This is a genomic window from Rhodanobacter sp. MP7CTX1 (genome assembly GCF_014205795.1).
Lineage (GTDB): Bacteria > Pseudomonadota > Gammaproteobacteria > Xanthomonadales > Rhodanobacteraceae > Rhodanobacter.
Genome location: NZ_JACHCN010000007.1, coordinates 64,842 through 82,168, shown reverse-complemented (window position 1 = coordinate 82,168; position 17,327 = coordinate 64,842). Strand labels below are relative to the sequence as shown.

The following is a 17,327-nucleotide window of genomic DNA, read 5'->3' as shown; positions in this document are numbered from 1 at the left end:
TAAAGCTTCTCGGACGACTGCCTTGCTTGTTGCCGGTTCCGTTAGGCCAGCTCCCGCTTGGACATCCGGACTATGGGACAGACCCTCACGTATCGGGTTTTCTTTGCCCTCAACTGCTTTCTTGCAGTGATCCTGGCGCTGTACGTTGCCTTCAGTCTGAGCCTGCCCAATCCGTGGTGGGCGATGGTCACGGTCTTTCTGGCGCAACCCCCGCAAACTCTGGTTGGTGCGATCTGGGCCAAAGCAAGCTATCGCGTGGCCGGTACCGCCATTGGCCTGCTCGGATCGCTGGCCATCATCCCCCGCCTGTCCAGCGCGCCGGAGCTGATGATCCTGGCGGTGGCAGGCTGGGTTGCGCTGTGTCTTTACATCTCGCTGCTCGACCGAACACCACGCGCCTACGTTTTCATGCTCGCCGGCTATACCTTGGCTCTGGTTGGCTTGCCAGCGGCTACCGACCCAACCGTCATTTTCGATGCGGCGGTGGCGCGCAGTGAAGAGATCGTCATCGGTGTCCTCTCCATTGCGGTTGTGCACAGCATTTTCCTTCCGCGCAGCGTGGCTGCGGCCCTGCGTGCAAAGATGGATTCCATCGTGAATGACGCCCGCTCCTGGGTCAGTGATGGTTTGCGCGCGCTCACGACAGTCCGGTCCGCGCCCATTTCGCGAAATGCGGCCATCGACCTCACCGAGCTCAATCTACTAGCCACCAATCTGAAATTTGAAGGCGAATTCGCCGGCGTCCGCAGTCGCATGTTACGGGCGATGGAGGAACGGTTCATTGTGCTTCTTCCCCTCTCAAGCGCCATTGAAGATCGCCTGCGCGCCCTGGACGATGAGGGCACGGACATGTCGACAATGGCTCCGGTGTTGGAACGCATCGCCACCTGGGTGGCTACGGCGGATATAGCGGCCGGTGAACAAACTTTTCATCTGACGAAAGACCAACTCATCAGTGACGCAGAGAATCTGAAGCCCCACTTGCGGCCCGAATCCACGTGGTCCGACTTGCTGATGGCGAGCCTGGCTGGACGTCTCATCGAACTGATACAAACCTGGGCGGAATGTTTGGTGTTGAGGGAGGCGCTACACAATCCCGCAAGACAGGCCGCCGCGTCATTGCGATCGCTTCCCAGCCTCCGCCAATCGCGGCCTTTGCATATCGATCGCGGTATCGCGGCTCTCTCGGCACTGGTCGCAGCCGCCACGATCATCGGCCTCGCCATCTTCACCGTTGCGGTGCATTGGGAGAGTGGTCCAGTGGCGATCGGCATTGCTGCGGTGACATGCTCGCTGTTCGCTGCAGCAGACGATCCGACACCGATGGCAAAGACGCTGACCGTGTGGTTCGCGATTGCCCTTCCGGTAGCGGTGTTTTACGAATTTGCCATCCTTCCGTCCATTGATGGATTCGTGATGCTGGCGGCCGCCCTGTTCCCGGTGATCTTTACGATCGGATACTTTTTCGCGCAGCCGAAACATGGCTTGAAGGCTCTCGCCATGTCGGTCGGATTTAGTGCAGGCCTTGCCCTCCAGCCGACTTTCCTTTCCAGCTTCCCCATATTCATGAATACCTACATTGCACTTCTGGTCGGCGCCACCTCCGGACTCATCGGCTTGAGCCTGGCACGTACGCTTCCGGTGCAGAGTGTGATTCGCCGTATCCTGCGTGCAGGCTGGAGGGAGCTGGCCTTCCTCACCGCGACACCATTGATGCCAGAACGCGCTGAATGGGCCAGTCGCATGCTAGATCGGGTGGGCCTGCTGTTGCCGCGCCTCGCCCGGGCTCCCGCCGAGGAGGAATGGAGGCTGACTGATGCGCTCAGAGACCTGAAGATCGGTGTCGGCATTATCGACCTGCGCCAGCTGCGGCCTGGCTCGGACCGTGCCGTCACAGGGCAGATATATGACATTCTGGCCGTGCTGGGGACCTATTTCTCACGGCTGGCTCAGGGCCGTCATCCCGTGTTGCCGGAAAATGTCATTGTTAGTCTGGATGCAGTCATCGCAGCGATTCTGCGCATGGCCACGTCCGCCGATCGCTGTGCGGGTGTGGTGGCTGCCGTCGGTCTGCGACGCAGCCTGTTTCCTGACGCACCTCCCTACCAACCCAGGGTAACCGCCGAATGCTAGACGAAGTCAACTTCCTCGGCATCTACTTCAGCGGTGCGCTGGTAGCCGCGGGCGTGGCGTGGCTAGTGCTGATGATCGTGCGGCGGCTGTTGCGGTGGGTCGGTTTCTATCGACTGATCTGGCATCCCGCTCTCGTCGACATCGCCCTCTTCGGTATCCTCTGGTGCCTGTCAGCCTGGGCCATGCCTATCCTAGCGAGGATGCTTGCATGACAAGTTGGAAGTTACTTCCCATGCTGGTCGCGCGATGTCTGGTCACGCTGGTCATCGTCATTGCCGCCCTGCTCGCAGCGCGTTGGCTATGGATCCATTACGAAGTGGAACCACGCACGCGCGATGGCCGTGTAAGGGCCGATTTCGTCCAGATCGCACCGGATGTATCGGGGCTGGTGACGTCGGTCGGCGTACGCGACAATCAAGTGACGCACGTCGGCGACACACTCTTCATAATCGACCGTTCGCGCTACCAGCTGGCACTCGCCGATGCCAAGGAGCGCGTTGCGACACAGAGCGCACAACTGGCTGAAGCAGACCGCGAGAACCGACGCAATGTCGCACTCGCTGAGCTGGCTTCGTCAGAAAGTCGCGAACAAAGCGGCTCCCGCATCGAGGTGCTACGCGCTGCTCTCAGGCAGGCCCAGACTGCCGTGGATCTTGCCCAACTCAACCTGGATCGCACCGACGTAAAGGCGACAGTGAACGGTACGATCACCGATCTCAATCTAAGGCCAGGCGATTACTTTGTAGCGGGTAGACCCGCGCTTACCATCATCGATAGCGACTCGTTCTACATCGTTGCCTATTTCGAGGAAAACAAACTGCCGCGCATCCATATCGGCGACCGCGCGCACGTGCAATTGATGGGTGAAGACCGCATCCTCGACGGCCATGTCGAGAGCATTACCAGCGCGATCGAGGACCGCGAGCGCACACCGAATGCGAACTTGCTGCCGAACGTAAACCCCACCTTCAATTGGGTCCGTCTCGCCCAGCGTATTCCGGTGCGCATCGCGCTCGACCAAAAGCCCGGCGACGTGCGTTTGATCATGGGCCGAACGGCGAGTGTCGAGGTGCTTCCCGACGGCCATGCATCACAGCGGGGCAGCAGGTGAAGCGCCTTCTTGCCATGGGGCTCGGCGTAGCCTCGCTGTGTAGCTGCACGACTGTGGGGCCAGACTATCGGCGCCCAGATAGCGCGTTGATTGCCTCCAGGACTGCCGCTGGCGCATTTGTCGGTGCCGACAATGCGGCCTTCGTCACCACACCGCCGCCCGGCACGTGGTGGCAGCTCTATCAGGATCCGATGCTCGATGGACTGATTCAGCAAGCGCTGAAAGCAAATACGGACCTGCGCATCGCGTCTGCATCCATTGCTCGCGCGGAGGCAAATCTTGATCTCGCCAAAGATCAAATGTATCCAAGCACGAATCTGGAAGTATCGCCCAGCTACACACGTCTCTCACCGCAGGAGCAACTGCTGCCTGACGTCGATATTCCTCCGCTCAACCTGTACAGCCTTGGCGCAAGCCTGTCCTATCAGGTCGATCTGTTCGGCCAGATTCGCCGGGCCATCGAGGCATCGGAAGCGGACCTCGGTGCGACGCGCGCCGCTTACGACACGGTGCGCATCACCGTCGTTGCCGACACCACCCGCGCGTATGTCGCCGCCTGCTCGGCCGGGCATGAGATCGCCATTGCGCAGCAATCGGTAGCCTTGCAGGCGCGCAGTACAACCCTCACCCAACGTCGCTTCGCGGCAGGCCGCGGCATTTCATTGGATGTGACGCGTGCCAAGGCACTGGAAGATCGCGTGAGCGCGAGCATTCCGCCGCTTGAAGCCGCCCGGCGCATCGCCCTGTATCGCCTTGCGGTGTTGACGGGGCGACCACCCGCGGAGTTCTCGCGTACCGTCGCGGCGTGCGTGCAGGATCCCCGCTTGAACCAGCCGATTCCGGTCGGCGACGGTCGCGCACTTCTGGCGCGCAGACCCGACGTGCGCCATGCGGAATATGTGTTGCACGCCGCGACGGCACAGGTTGGTGTGGCGACCGCCGATCTTTATCCCAAGATATCGCTGGGCATCGGCGTGGAATCGGTTGGACCCGATACGACCTTTCTCCAATACAGCGCGCTCAAATACTCCATCGGCTCCCTGATCACCTGGCAGTTCCCCAACCGGCGAATTGCCAAGGCGCGCATACGCGGGGCGCAGGCGACCGTGGATGCTGCCTTCGGACAATTCGATGGTGTGGTGCTGGGCGCCCTGCGCGAAACGGAGAGCGCACTCTTCATCTATGCGCGCGACCTGGATCAGCGGAACTATCTGGAAGCCTCCCGTCATGAGGCAGCCGCGGCCGCCAGTGACGCCGAACGGCTCTTTCGCCTGGGTGGTCAGGATTACTTGACTGTGCTCGACGCAAACCTCTCACTGATTTCTGCCGATCAGGCGCTGGCAGCCCTGGACAGCAAGATCTCGGCCGATCAGATCAACCTTTTTCTGGCGCTCGGCGGCGGCTGGGAAACCACGGGCTCGACCGAGGCGGAGCAGCACATGCCATAACCCAGCAGTTCACTCGCGGGGTGTAGCGGCATAAAAATTCAGGCGCGTAGCTTGCGCGCCTGTCTTCCTGCCTGGTCACACACCAAGGTTGATCCGGCAATACGTTTCATTTGGCAAAACGCGAACTCTTAGAGCATCTCCAAGGCCAGGGCGATGCCCTGTCCGCCGCCGATACACAAGGTGACCACGCCGCGACGCAGACCGTCGCGGCGCATCGAATGCAACAGTCGTGTCGTCAGGATGGCACCCGTCGCGCCAATCGGGTGTCCGTGGGCAACCGCGCCGCCTTCAACGTTGACCTGGTCATCGGCAAGCCCCAGTTCGCGGGCAACGATGATGGCGATGGCGGCGTAGGCTTCGTTGATTTCGATGCGTTCGATCTCGTCCATGTTCCAGCCAGCACGCTGAACGGCCAGTTTCACTGCCGACACCGGGGCGATGCCAAACATCCCGGGCTCCACAGCGGTTACGGCGAATCCAGCCAGTCGTGCCAGCGGCGCCATCCCCCGTGCTTCGGCAAAACCGCGCTCGGCGACCAGCATGGCGGCTGCACCGCTATTCAGTCCCGGCGCGTTGCCGGCCGTGATCGTGCCGTCCTCGCGGAAGGCTGGAGTCAGTCGGGCAAGTGCCTCGATCGTCGTGTCGGGGCGCGGCGGCTCGTCACGTTCAAAGGACTCCACACCCTTGCGCGTGCGCACCTCCACCGGAACGATCTCCGCGTCGAAATGGCCGGCGTCGCGGGCCGCGACGAAACGATGCTGCGATCGCTCGGCCCAGCGATCCTGCGTCTGGCGATCTACACCGTATCTCGTGATCAGGTCCTCGGTGTGCCAACCCGAATGCTTCTGCGAGAACGCGTCATGCAAGCCGTCCAGCAACATGCTGTCGTAAATTTGCGCATGACCCATGCGATAGCCCCAGCGGCCGTTATCCACCAGATACGGCGCGCGGTCCATGTTCTCCATGCCTCCCGCCAGCATGACCCTGGCCTGCCCACTGATGATGTCCTGCGCGGCAGAGACGATAGCCTGAGCGCCCGAGCCGCAAACGCGGTTCACCGTCATCGCCGGCACCGATACATCGAGACCACCACCGATGGCTGCCTGGCGTGCGGGGTTCATGCCGCTGCCCGCTTGCACCACCTGCCCCATCACGACGCCATCGACGGCGTCTGATGCAAGGCCGGCGCGCTCCATCACTGCGTGGATGGCGGTTGCTCCAAGTGCTGTGGCCGGCACGCTGCGCAATCCTCCATTGAAGCCGCCGATGGCGGTACGGACGGGATGGCAAAGCACGATGTCGAGTTTCATGAGAGTCTCCGGTGAGTTCGGTGAATGGATGTGGGTCATGTTTGTCGCCTGACGAACTCAGTAACGTTCAGGCGTCTGTTCCAATGCCGAGGCGTCGCAGCAGATCGACGCGTGTCGCTTGCAGGATGGTGTCGCCATCGGCTGGATCGCTCTGCGCACGCGCCATCGCCAAGGCGCCTACCATGGCCGAACGCAACGTCAAGGCCAGCGACCTCGCATCATCAACGTCGGCACGTTCCAGTACCTCCATCAGACGTTCATGCAGGCGCTGGGAACCCTGGGTAAAGCGTTCGCGCGCGGACGCGTTCAAGTGCGGCAGTTCCGATACCAGCGATGCCATCGCGCAGCCCCTGCCGCGGCTTCCGCAATGACCGATGGACAGGTAGAAGTCGATGTATACCGCCAGCGCTTCAGGCGCAGACCGGTCCTTCGTGGTTTCGATGAACTTTGCCTCGTCCCGGTCGAACATGAAGTCGATCGTGGCGGCAACCAGCATTTCCTTGGAGTCGAAGTGCGCGTAAAAGCCGCCATGCGTCAGCCCGGCCCGAGCCATGACGGCGGCCACGCTGATTCGCTCCGGTCCTTCGGCACGGATGGCCTCTGCTGCTGCCTCCAATACCCGCAGTCGCGTCTGCTGCTTGTGCTGATTGTCATAGCGCACGTCTTGCTGCTCCCTATCTATCGTCGGATGTCACGACGCCTGATTAACGCACCGCGACCTTCGACGACGATGCCACCGCGGGTTGCGCATCGACGATCGGCGTCCAACCACCGCCAAGAGAGCGGAACGCGGCCACGGCGGCGCGCGCATCGTCGGCATGCACGCGCGCCAACTGATCACGCGAGGACAGCAGCAGGCGATCTTCGTCCAGCACTTCGATCAGGCTGATCGCGCCGCCCTTGTAAGCGTCCTCGGCGGCCGCGCGCGCCTGCTGGTGTGCGTCGACTTCCTTGCTCAGTTCATCGTGCTGGGCCTCCAGTTCGGTCAGCGCAACGATCGCGTTCTCGACGTCCTCGGTGGCACGCAGCATCGACTGGCGATAGTTTGCGAGCGCTTCAGCCTCGCCACCCTTGGCCTGCGCCACTTCTGCATCGACCCGGCCGAAATCGAACAGGCGCCAGTGCAAACCCAGCACGGCCTGCGGCTCGAATGCAGCCCCTGAGAACAACGAACCGGTACGCAGACTATCGAAGCCGAGCAACCCACCCAGTGATACTTTGGGGTAGTACTCGGCCACAGCCACGCCGATCCGCGCACTGGATGAAGCGAGGCGACGCTCGGCAGCTATCACGTCCGGCCTGCGACGTAGCAGCATGGCCGGTCCACCGTCGGTATCGAGCGAGGGCACCGCGAAGTGCTGCGGGCTGTCCAGCACCTCGCTCCTGTACGTTCCCGGGGCGGACCCCATGAGCACGTCAAGTCGGTTGAGCTGCTCAGCCAATTCGATTTGCAGCGGCGGCAAGGTGGCCTGCGCCTGCATCACCAGTGCCAGTGCCTGCGCCTGCGCCTGCTCGCGAACCGTGGCCAGTCCGCCGGAAAGGCGCACGCGGACCAGCTCCAGCAACCCGGCTTCCGTATCGACCTGCTGTTGCGCCAACGCGATACGCGCCTGCGCGCCACGAACCCGAAAATAAGCATCGGCCGCCTCTGCCGCGAGCGAGACACGCACCCCGGTACCGGCAGCCTCAGCTGCCTGCGCTTCGGCTGTGGCAGCCTGGGCGCCACGCTTCAGTCCGCCGGCCAGATCGAGCTCCCAGCTGGCGCCAACGCCAACCGTCTCCAAGGTCTGGTTGCGCGAATATCCGGGTAACGCACGTCCGATCTCGCCCAGCGGGCTGTCGACCGATTGACGCTGGTGGAGAACCTGGCCATCCAGGCTGCCCTGCGGAAGCAGCTGCGCACCGGCTTCGCGCGCAGCCGCCCTGGCCTGATCCACCCGCGCCATCGCGGCCGCCAGATCGAGGTTCTGCGCCATCACGCGCCCAATGATGCGAGTAAGTTCGGGGTCGTTGAAGCCTGTCCACCAGGTGTCCAATGCTGGCGCCGCCTCGGTCGTGGTGCGCTGACCAAGCGATGCCTGACTGACGTACTGTGTATTCGTTTTCAGGTCTGGCTTGGTGTAGTCAGGGCCGACCATGCACCCGACGAGTCCTGCGATCGCTGCTGCCAGCGTGGCGGCGCGCAGGGTGAAGCGCCGCGCCGCACGCATGGTCGATGGGGGCGCCGAGTTGGCCGCGATGGGCAAGAAATTCATGGCAGTGTCCTGAGCCGATGCGGCTCGTTTGACGTGGGAAAGGTCCAATGCATACAAGCCAACGTTTTCAGTGCGCGTCGGCCGAAGGAGCGATGGGGGCTGCCACCTTGCGCATCAGCGGCACCATCACGGTAGCGACGGCAAAGCACACCGCGATCGCCAGAAAGGCGTCGGCGAAAGAGAGCGTCTGCGCCTCCCTGAACGTGAGTTGCCATAACTGATGCAACTCGGCACCTGCGTCACCGAGGCTGGCGACATGCCCGCCAGCCTGATCAAGCCACTGGTTCATCGCTTCGTTGGTTGTATTGAGGTGTTCGGCCATGCGATAGAAGTGCAGGTTGGTGCGGTCGTTGAGGATCGTCGCGCATACCGCAATGCCAATCGCGCCACCGAGATTGCGCATCAGATTGAACAGGCCGGACGCCAGCTTCAGACGCGAGGGTGGCAGGCCGCCAAGTGTCAGCGTGACCACGGGTGGCACCGCCAATTGCTGCGCCATGCCGCGCAGCGCCTGCGGCAGCAGCAGTTGGTGCGCGCCCCAGTCGTGGGTGATGGGCGTGAAGTCCCACAAGGACAATGCAAACAGCGCAAGCCCGACCATCAGGATCCAGCGCAGATCGAAGCGTCGCGCAAGGAACACATACAGCGGGATGGTGAGGATCTGGAATACACCGGTGGAAAACACCGCCTCGCCGATCTGCAAAGCGCTATAACCTTCCACGCGCCCGAGAAAGAGCGGCGTAAGGTAAATCGTGGCGAACAGACCGATACCGGTGACGAACGAGAACAGGCAGCCCAGCGCAAAATTGCGGTCGCGCAGCGCGCGCAGGTCTACCAACGGGTGATCGTAGGTCATGCTGCGCGCGATAAACGCAACGCCGGCCAAACCGGAAATCCAGGCTGTCGTCAGGATGGTGTTGTCAGTAAACCAGTTCCAGCGCGGCCCCTCCTCCAGCGTGTACTCCAGGCAGCCGAGGAAGGCGGTAAGCAGCACCATGCCCGGGTAGTCCGCCCGGCGCAGCAGCGAGAGATTCGGCAAGTCGATGTTCACCAGCAGCGGCACCGCGACGGCGACGAAAATACCGGGCACCAGATTGACGAAGAACAGCCAATGCCACGACCAGTGGTCGGTGATCCAGCCGCCCAGCGTCGGGCCAAGTGTTGGCGCCAGCGAAGCCAGCGCGCCGATGGTCGCGGCAGCAATGACACGCTGTTTGCCACTGAAGAAGACGAAGGCCGTCGTGAACACCATCGGGATCATCGAGCCGCCGAGAAATCCCTGCAGCGCGCGGAACACGATCATGCTCTGGATGTCCCACGCCCCGCCGCAAAGCAGACTGGCCACGGTGAAACCGGCCGCCGAGACAGCGAACAGCCAGCGCGTGGAGAACACCCCCGCCAGCCAGCCGGACATCGGAATCACCACGATCTCGGCGATCAGGTAGCTCGTCTGTACCCATGCGGTCTCATCAGTGCCGGCGGATAGCCCGCCACCGATGTCGCGCAGCGAGGCGGATACGATCTGGATATCCAGCAACGCGATGAACATGCCCACGCACATGCTGGCAAAGGCGAAGACCTTTTTCGCCGTACTCATCCCGGCCGGATCGAAGGGCGAGGCAAGCGTTGAAAGTCGGGCGTTCATGGCGCGCCTGCGCGGCCCGGAGCGCGAGTGTCCACGTCAGCCACGACTGACAGACCGGGGCGCAACGCCCCGAGCACGTCGTCCTGTTTTTCCAGCACGATACGTACCGGAACGCGTTGCACGATCTTGGTGAAATTGCCGGTGGCGTTCTCCGGCGGCAGCACACTGAACTCGGCGCCTGTGGCCGGCGCCAGGCTGGCCAGACGACCATGAAAAGTCCGACCCGGCAGCACGTCGGCATGGATGAGCACCGCCTGTCCCGCGTGCATGCGGGCCAGTTGGTCTTCCTTGAAGTTGGCATCGACCCAGAGACCATGGGACGGGACGATCGCGAGCAGCTGGGAGCCCGCGGGGGCGAAGGTGCCCACTCGGGCACGGCGGTTGCCGACGGTCCCGTCGACGGGCGCGCGCAGCTCGGTGTAACCGACGTTCAATTTCGCAATGTCACGCTCGGCCTCGGCCTGTTTCAGCGCCGCTCGCGCCTGCTGCTTCTGCGAGGCAATCACGTCAAGCTGGCGCTGGTTTGCGGTCAGCACTGCCAGTGCCTTGTCGTCATTCGCCCTTGCTGTTTTGTAGGTCGCGTCGGCGCGCTGCTCGCTCTCAACGGAAACGGCCGAACGGCCTGCCAAATCACGATAGCGCACCTCGTCGTCGCGGGCCCGAGTCGCCTCGGCCTCGGCGACGGCAATACCCGCCCTGGCCTGCCCGATGTTTGCCTCTTGCAAGTGTGCCGTCGCGTCGAGGTTAGCCAGTAGTGCCTCCTGTGCCGCGACTGCACCATCAGCCTTCGCCAGTGCGGCGCGATAGTCGCGATCATCGATCTTCACCAACAGGTCGCCGGCATGTACCTGCTGATTGTCGCTAACGGCCAGTTGCGTGATATAGCCCGAAATCTTGGGACCGATCACCGTCACATCACCGCCGACATAGGCGTCGTCGGTGTCTTCGATGAAGCGCCCGGTCGTCCACCAATGCGCGCCGTAAACGGTACCGAGCACCAGCGCAGCACCGATGGCGGCACCAAGAATGCGTTTACGCCGGCTACGGGGCGGCGCGGTTTCGGTGATGTCGGAAATGGCTGTCCGCTCGACGGCCTCAATGGTGCTCATGAGAAAACTCCGGAATTAAAGGGGATGATTCAAGGGGATGAAGAAGGGGTTGGCGCGCGACCCTGCAAGCGTTGTTGCCGGCTGAACTCGACGCGGGATCGAAGTCGTTCGTCGGCGGCCGGGCCCGCACGCAGAGTGTGGTGCTCGCGATCGATCAGTTCGCCGGTACGGGCATCGACCAGCACGGGCTCGACTTGCTGCCCCGTGCGCTCATCAGCGAGGAACATGCTGATGCCCTCCTGCGCAAAATGCCGGTTGCCCCATGTCATCAGGGTCAGCAGCACGGGACGGAAATCGCGGCCACACGACGTAAGCACATACTCATAGCGTGCCGGCTTGTCGCTGTAGCGGCGACGCTCCAGGAGACCGTCTTCGACCAGCGCACGAAGCCGGCGAGTGAGCATGTTCGGCGCGATGTTCAGGCCTTTCTGGAAGTCGTCGAAGCGGCTTATGCCCTGGAAGGCATCGCGCAGGATCAGGATGCTCCACCACTCGCCTACCCGCTCCAGGCTGCGAGCAATCGGGCAATGCATGCTTTCAAAATTTGTGCGCTGCACAGTGATGCTCCTCGTTGCCAGATCATAGAATGATGAGCATCATATATAAGTCACTATCAATATGCAAGTGACTTTGAAGGGCGATCTGAAGGTTCACGCACGACAGCGGCCGGCGACCTTCCGGAAAGCTGCCGAATGGAGAGAATCGGTGCGGCAAAGCGGGTCGGCAGCGCCTCAAAACACGGCAAAGGCGTGCTCGAACAGCATCGTGGGCTTGTAGCGGATCGGTGCGCAGCAGTAAGCCACCGCCGAGACAGTGCTCACCATGGCGATGACCCATCGCGCAAAAGGCGCTCTGCCGACGAAACTCAGGCGCATTTCTGCGCGGCCGCAACCGCCGCAGAACAAGCGCCGCGTGGAGTCGACCCTGAGTTCGCCCTTTCCCGAAGGGCGTCCCACGCCGGCCTAACGCGGAAGCTGGCCCAGGTAGTATCCGAGCCGATTTTCGACATCTCCCGGCTTGTGGAACCCGCGAGCGATCAGAGCCTTGATGCCCTCCTGCGCCGCGGGTCGCCCTAGCGACGCGATACACGCGTCCCAGCCGGCGCCGAGCTCGACGTCCGGCGGCAGGCTGGTGTTGACGAGGCGCTTGGTGTTGGCGATCGCCCACTTGTCGAACTTGCTGATCCGAGTCGCGAGTGCGTCCACAAAGGCGTCAAGGTCGGCATCGGGCAGAGCCCGGTTCACATAGCCATAGGCCTCGGCCTGGTCGCCGTCGATGTCTTCCGAGCTCAAAAGCACTTCCAGTGCGCGATTTCGGCCGATGAGCTGGGGCAGCCGGGCCATGGGGCCACCACCGGCGACCATCCCCACGCCCACCTCCCATTGCGAGAGGATGGTCTTTTCCCGACTGGCGAAACTCATATCGCAGGCAAGCGTGATCTCGCTGCCATTGCCCGTCGCCCGCCCGCGGATGAGAGCGATGGAGACAACGGGCGCGCGCGTCAGGCGTACGAGGAAGTCCGGCCACGGCGGCAAGCCTGTGGGCCCTGCCGGCATGGAGGTCAGGTCTTCGAGTTTGGCGAGGAAATCAGAGTGATTCAGGAAGTAGCCGTCGACCGCGCTGTCGAAGACCACGACCTTGAGATCCTCGTCGGCCTCGAGTGCGTTGATGACATGCTGGAACTGCCCGACCATTTCCGGGCCCATGACGTTGATCGGCGGGTTGTCGATCGTGACACGCCAATAGGCAGGAGAGCGCCGGGCCACCCGAAGCTGGCCGGGATTCGTCGTCGCGTTCATTGGGAGCCTCCTATCACCTACTCGTGCGGTGAGCCCTTAAATCTCGCACCGACTACTGTGTTGCGCCACTAGACGATGGTATGGGTGGGGCACCCTGCAATGACAGATTCGCGAAGCCCCGACTCCGGGCCGTCGCTCATTTTCCGAGTTGCAGGGACAGCGGCAGCTCAATGCCGTCCACCACGCCACGCGCACTCTCGTGCGGTGCTGGACCCTGGAGACGAATCTGAAGTGCGAGATCCGTACGCGAGTCGGCATGCTCAAGCGCCTCTGCATAGCCGATGGTGCCTGCCGCATAGAGCACATATAGCGCCTGGTCGAACGTCTGCATACCGACTTCGCTGTTCTGCTTCATCGCTTCGCGGATGGTCGCGATTTCGCCCTTCTCGATCAACTCTGAAATGTAGGCGGTGACGAGCATCAGTTCGACCGCAGGAACCCGCGTGCCGTCCACAGCGTGCAACAAGCGCTGTGAAACGACCGCCTTGAGGTTGAGCGAGAGGTCGACCAGCAATTGATGGCGCGCGGTGTCGGGAAAGAAATTGAGAATGCGATCGAGCGTCTGATTGGCGTTGTTGGCATGCAGGGTTGACAGGCACAAGTGGCCAGTTTCGGCATAGGCTATGGCTTGTTGCATGGTTTCACGATCGCGAATTTCACCGATCATGATCACGTTCGGCGCTTCGCGCATGGCATTTCGCAATGCATTCTCATAGCTCAGCGTATCGATGCCGACCTCGCGCTGGTCGACGATCGACTGGCGATGCTGATGCAGATACTCGACGGGATCCTCAATGGTGAGGATGTGTCCGCCATGATTGCGATTGCGATGATCGAGCATCGAGGCAAGCGTGGTCGATTTGCCCGAGCCGGTCGCGCCAACCACCAGGATCAGGCCACGCGGCAACATCACCAGATCGCGCAGTACCGAAGGCAGTCGCAAGCTGTCGATTTCCGGAATCTCGGTGGTGATGTAGCGGATGGCAATCGCCACTTCACCACGCTGCCGATACACGTTGACGCGAAAGCGGCCGATGGCCGCTGGCGCGATACCGAGATTCATCTCAAGCGTTGATTCAAACTCTTTCTGCTGCCGATCGTTCATCACCGAATAGGCGATGGCGTGCGTATCGATCGGCGTCAACACCTTGTCGCCTAGATAACGCGGCACCCCCGCGACAACCATCGACGGCCGCGCACCATGACTCAGGTAAAGGTCGGACGCATGCTCGGCCGCCATCGTCGCGAGCAGATCGGAGATATCCATTGCCGCACCTCTTCGCGAACGGTAATCGCCGACTGGCCCCTTCACTACTGTACGGATACGCCAGCGATTTTCCAAGCGCTGAGTACTGAGCCCGCCACCGGTCGCATGTGGTTCGCTTAACCGCGATCAGGCCTGCGCGGCCTCGTGCGTACAACCATGTCGGATCAGGTGCGCATACGCTGCATCAGCCATCCACTTTCGAACGACCGGTTTCCTTGAGGGCCAGGGATACCAACAGCGCCAGCACGATGATGGCGATCCAGAACACACCCGCGTGACGAAAGTGCGCTACGGGATCCACGTTGTTGACGCTGAGCGTCTTGCCAAAATGCCCGGCAAAGATGGGCCCCACCAAGGCGGTTACGCTGAAGGTCAAGAAGTTGATGGCACCGGTCGCGCTCCCCTTCACGCTGTCCGGATTGACTTCCTTGATGATGGTGTAAGGAATCATGGCGGCACCCGATCCCACGCCGAATATCAGCAGAGTAAGCCACGCTGGCGCCAGCGTTGGCATGAAGTGCAATTGGATTACACACAACAACATCACTACAGCGCCCCCTACCAGTGCCGGCTTGCGCCGATGCAACATGTCAGCCAGCCAACCAACCAACGGGCAGCCAAAAACCCAACCCAAGGGCACCATCGAAGCGGCGAAGACAGCGCTTTGATAGCTGAATAGCTTGTCCTCCTGAAAGAAACGTACACCCCAGACCATGTCGCCAATCGTGGTCGGCACGAATAACAAACCTGCGACCAATCCGCACAGGTAGGACTGGGGATTTGAAAACACCACTTTGTAGGTACTGAGCACACCCGACGTCCCGCCTGGAGCCGTCGTCGCGCGTGGCTCCTTTGGAGTGAGCACGAACAACAGCACACCCGTTATAAGCACAACAACGCCGAGCAGCGACCAGAAAGTGGCGACCGACATGGGCCCGTGAATCAAGGGACCAACGACCACCTGCCCGGCCGAACCGCCAAGCATGCCCAGGCACTGCGTCAGCCCGATCGCCGTGGCCAGACGTTGTGCGGAGAACCCGTGGGACGCCAGATAGACAGCACCAGTGAACGCAAATGCAGACCCGCCCCCCTGCAGAAGACGCCCGACATCACCCAGGGCAGGCTGTGGTATCGCGAATACAAGGCAGCCTATGCCGAGAATGGCCATACCGGTCGGAACAACGTATTTGGCACCCAGTCGATCCAGCAGAACACCGGCCACCAGACTGGTCGCGGCATACGTGTAGTAGTAGGTGCCGAGAATAGTACTGACGCCAAGCGCGGTAACGTCGAAGGCCTTGGAGAGTTCCGGAATCATCACCGCAGGTGCTGACCGCCCCGCGTACTCCAGAAAATAAAACAGCAAGGCACATCCCCATGCGATGGCAAAGGCGCGGGCCTTCGGCTGCTGAATCGTTGACGACGCGAATGTGTTGGTCACAGAAACGCCCTCTCGCAGTGAACCTGGTCGGCGCTCGAAGCCGTGTACTCGCTTTCGGCGGGTCAGCGTCCGAAGGCTGTTCGCGCCAACTCGACTATTTCATTCGCCTGACCATTGAGTACAGCTTTCATCATCCAGACACTGAATCCCTTCGCCTGCTCGAGCTTTATCTTCGGCGGCATGATCAGCTCGAGCGGGTTGGTAACGACATCAATCAGTGCAGGGCCATCGTGTGCGAATGCTTGTTTGAGCGCATCGGCAAGCTGCGCGGGATCTTCCACGCGGACACCATAGATGCCTACAGCCTCGGCCACTTTGGCAAAGCTGGGATTGTCCAGGTGGGTCCCCACGGGAAGAAACCCGCCAGCTTTCATTTCTATGTCCACGAATCCCAGCAGACCGTTGTTGAACACCACGATCTTCACCGGCAATTTGTACTGCCGCACGGTAAGCAAATCGCCCATCAGCATGCTGAAGCCACCGTCGCCCGACATGGATATGACTTGTCGCCCGGGATAGGCAATCTGTGCGCCGATAGCCTGCGGCATCGCGTTCGCCATTGAGCCGTGCAGGAAAGATCCCAGTAGTCGGCGCTTGCCATTGACGCGCAGATAGCGTGCTGCCCAAACGGTCGGCTCACCCACGTCGCAAGTGACGATGGCATCCTCGTCTGCCAGATCGCTAATCACTTTGGCCACAAACTGTGGATGGATCGGTCGTCGGGATGCGTGTTCGACTGCCTGGCTATCCAACTCAGCACGGGCCTTCCTGTAGTGATCCACAGCTGTCTTGAGATGCCCGTCGTCTGTTTTCTCCACTACCCGATCGAGTAGCCGTTTGAGCACATCAGGAACGTCGCCGATAACGCCAACATCGAGGCGACAGCGTTTGCCCAGATTTTCGCCTCGAATGTCGACCTGCGCGATGCGCGCCTTTTCCGGGTAGAACTGGCGATAAGGAAAATCGGTGCCGAGTAGAAGCAACGTATCGCAGGCCAACATCGCGTGGTAGCCCGAAGAGAACCCGATCAACCCCGTCATACCGACGTCAAAGGGGTTGTCCCATTCGACGTGCTCCTTGCCGCGCAAGGCATGCACGACAGGAGCCTTCAGCTTCGATGCCAGGGCCACCACAGCGTCATGGGCGCCCGCGCATCCTGCGCCGCACATCAGCGTCACCTTCTTGCCGCCATTCAGAAGAGCGGCGATCGCATCAAGGTCCGCGTCAGCCGCGACGACCTGCGGCAATCGGGGGATCAACTGCGGCGATGGTTTGCGCGAGCCCGCTTCGCGCAAGGCCACATCACCCGGGATCACGATGACCGCCACTCCTTGTTTGGTCACCGCTTCGCGAATGGCCGTCTCAACGATCCGCGGCACGTGATCGGCGTCTGAGATGAGCTCCACGTAATGGCTGCATTCCTTGAACAAGGTCTGCGGATGCGTCTCCTGAAAATAGCCGGAGCCTATCTCGGTACTTGGAATGTGGGCCGCAATGGCCAGCACCGGAACACGGTTGCGGTGACAATCAAACAAACCGTTGATCAGATGCAGATTACCCGGCCCGCAACTACCCGCGCACACCGCCAGTTGTCCGGTCAGCTGCGCATCGGCACCCGCCGCAAACGCGGCGACTTCTTCATGACGAACAGCAATCCACTGCGTGCGCTTCCGTTCCCTCAGCGAGTCAGTGATGCCGTTCAGCGAATCCCCTACCAGCCCGTAGATGCGCTCTACACCCGCCGCCTCCAGAGTCTCAACCAATCTTTCCGCTACGGTCGTCATGATGGCCTCTCGGTATCAGGGGTGA

Annotated in this window: 14 protein-coding genes; 4 read left to right on the top strand and 10 right to left on the bottom strand. The window is 61.6% G+C overall.

Annotated features, from left to right (window positions below):
• Nucleotides 1-72: 72 nt before the first annotated feature.
• From HDE77_RS10795 to HDE77_RS10780, 4 genes are read left to right on the top strand one after another with little or no spacing between them, the layout of a single operon-like run.
• Nucleotides 73-2,133 carry an FUSC family protein gene (locus HDE77_RS10795; RefSeq protein ID WP_184417334.1) on the top strand — a complete coding sequence of 687 codons (2,061 nt, stop codon included), beginning with the start codon at nt 73-75 and terminating at the stop codon, nt 2,131-2,133.
• The gene (locus HDE77_RS10790) at nt 2,127-2,345 is read left to right on the top strand and encodes a DUF1656 domain-containing protein (protein ID WP_184417333.1); all 219 of its coding nucleotides are present in this window, start codon (nt 2,127-2,129) and stop codon (nt 2,343-2,345) included. The genes HDE77_RS10795 and HDE77_RS10790 overlap by 7 nt, the downstream gene beginning before the upstream one ends.
• Complete coding sequence (locus tag HDE77_RS10785) at nt 2,342-3,244, top strand: HlyD family secretion protein (RefSeq protein WP_184417332.1); 903 nt, start codon at nt 2,342-2,344, stop codon at nt 3,242-3,244. Before HDE77_RS10790 ends, HDE77_RS10785 begins: the two co-directional genes overlap by 4 nt.
• A complete protein-coding gene (locus tag HDE77_RS10780) occupies nt 3,241-4,692 on the top strand; it encodes an efflux transporter outer membrane subunit (RefSeq protein ID WP_221444228.1) in 1,452 nt (483 codons plus the stop codon). Before HDE77_RS10785 ends, HDE77_RS10780 begins: the two co-directional genes overlap by 4 nt.
• Before the next feature lie 128 nt (nt 4,693-4,820).
• On the opposite strand, the gene HDE77_RS10775 is transcribed toward HDE77_RS10780, so the two are convergent.
• From HDE77_RS10775 to poxB, 10 genes are all read right to left on the bottom strand, one after another.
• On the bottom strand, nt 4,821-6,002 hold the full coding sequence (locus HDE77_RS10775; protein WP_184417331.1) for a thiolase family protein: 1,182 nt from the start codon (nt 6,000-6,002) through the stop codon (nt 4,821-4,823).
• A gap of 67 nt (nt 6,003-6,069) precedes the next feature.
• Nucleotides 6,070-6,663, bottom strand: a complete 594-nt coding sequence (locus HDE77_RS10770) for a TetR/AcrR family transcriptional regulator (protein WP_184417330.1) — start codon at nt 6,661-6,663, stop codon at nt 6,070-6,072.
• Nucleotides 6,664-6,706: 43 nt separating this feature from the next.
• Nucleotides 6,707-8,257: an efflux transporter outer membrane subunit gene (locus tag HDE77_RS10765; RefSeq protein WP_255482655.1), complete on the bottom strand. Its 1,551-nt coding sequence runs from the start codon at nt 8,255-8,257 to the stop codon at nt 6,707-6,709.
• A 67-nt stretch (nt 8,258-8,324) separates the two neighbouring features.
• Nucleotides 8,325-9,902 (bottom strand): DHA2 family efflux MFS transporter permease subunit, encoded by a 1,578-nt coding sequence (locus HDE77_RS10760; RefSeq protein ID WP_184417329.1) that lies wholly within the window; start codon nt 9,900-9,902, stop codon nt 8,325-8,327.
• The gene (locus tag HDE77_RS10755; protein ID WP_184417328.1) at nt 9,899-11,011 is read right to left on the bottom strand and encodes an HlyD family secretion protein; all 1,113 of its coding nucleotides are present in this window, start codon (nt 11,009-11,011) and stop codon (nt 9,899-9,901) included. The genes HDE77_RS10760 and HDE77_RS10755 overlap by 4 nt, the downstream gene beginning before the upstream one ends.
• A 29-nt stretch (nt 11,012-11,040) precedes the next feature.
• Nucleotides 11,041-11,568, bottom strand: a complete 528-nt coding sequence (locus HDE77_RS10750) for a helix-turn-helix domain-containing protein (RefSeq protein WP_184417327.1) — start codon at nt 11,566-11,568, stop codon at nt 11,041-11,043.
• 405 nt (nt 11,569-11,973) lie between these two features.
• Complete coding sequence (locus HDE77_RS10745; protein WP_184417326.1) at nt 11,974-12,810, bottom strand: enoyl-CoA hydratase/isomerase family protein; 837 nt, start codon at nt 12,808-12,810, stop codon at nt 11,974-11,976.
• Nucleotides 12,811-12,946: 136 nt separating this feature from the next.
• Nucleotides 12,947-14,077, bottom strand: a complete 1,131-nt coding sequence (locus tag HDE77_RS10740; RefSeq protein ID WP_184417325.1) for a PilT/PilU family type 4a pilus ATPase — start codon at nt 14,075-14,077, stop codon at nt 12,947-12,949.
• 184 nt (nt 14,078-14,261) lie between these two features.
• Nucleotides 14,262-15,518, bottom strand: a complete 1,257-nt coding sequence (locus HDE77_RS10735) for an MFS transporter (protein WP_221444227.1) — start codon at nt 15,516-15,518, stop codon at nt 14,262-14,264.
• Nucleotides 15,519-15,580: 62 nt separating this feature from the next.
• Complete coding sequence (gene poxB, locus HDE77_RS10730; protein WP_184417324.1) at nt 15,581-17,302, bottom strand: ubiquinone-dependent pyruvate dehydrogenase; 1,722 nt, start codon at nt 17,300-17,302, stop codon at nt 15,581-15,583.
• Between the last annotated feature and the right edge of the window lie 25 nt (nt 17,303-17,327).

Bases quoted from the DNA above. Each gene is read 5' to 3' on its own strand.
- HDE77_RS10795 (WP_184417334.1), top strand. From the start codon at position 73: ATGGGACAGACCCTCACGTATCGGGTTTTCTTTGCCCTCAACTGCTTT.
- HDE77_RS10790 (WP_184417333.1), top strand. From the start codon at position 2,127: ATGCTAGACGAAGTCAACTTCCTCGGCATCTACTTCAGCGGTGCGCTG.
- HDE77_RS10785 (WP_184417332.1), top strand. From the start codon at position 2,342: ATGACAAGTTGGAAGTTACTTCCCATGCTGGTCGCGCGATGTCTGGTC.
- HDE77_RS10775 (WP_184417331.1), bottom strand. From the start codon at position 6,002: ATGAAACTCGACATCGTGCTTTGCCATCCCGTCCGTACCGCCATCGGC.
- HDE77_RS10765 (WP_255482655.1), bottom strand. From the start codon at position 8,257: ATGAATTTCTTGCCCATCGCGGCCAACTCGGCGCCCCCATCGACCATG.
- HDE77_RS10760 (WP_184417329.1), bottom strand. From the start codon at position 9,902: ATGAACGCCCGACTTTCAACGCTTGCCTCGCCCTTCGATCCGGCCGGG.
- HDE77_RS10755 (WP_184417328.1), bottom strand. From the start codon at position 11,011: ATGAGCACCATTGAGGCCGTCGAGCGGACAGCCATTTCCGACATCACC.
- HDE77_RS10745 (WP_184417326.1), bottom strand. From the start codon at position 12,810: ATGAACGCGACGACGAATCCCGGCCAGCTTCGGGTGGCCCGGCGCTCT.
- HDE77_RS10740 (WP_184417325.1), bottom strand. From the start codon at position 14,077: ATGGATATCTCCGATCTGCTCGCGACGATGGCGGCCGAGCATGCGTCC.
- poxB (WP_184417324.1), bottom strand. From the start codon at position 17,302: ATGACGACCGTAGCGGAAAGATTGGTTGAGACTCTGGAGGCGGCGGGT.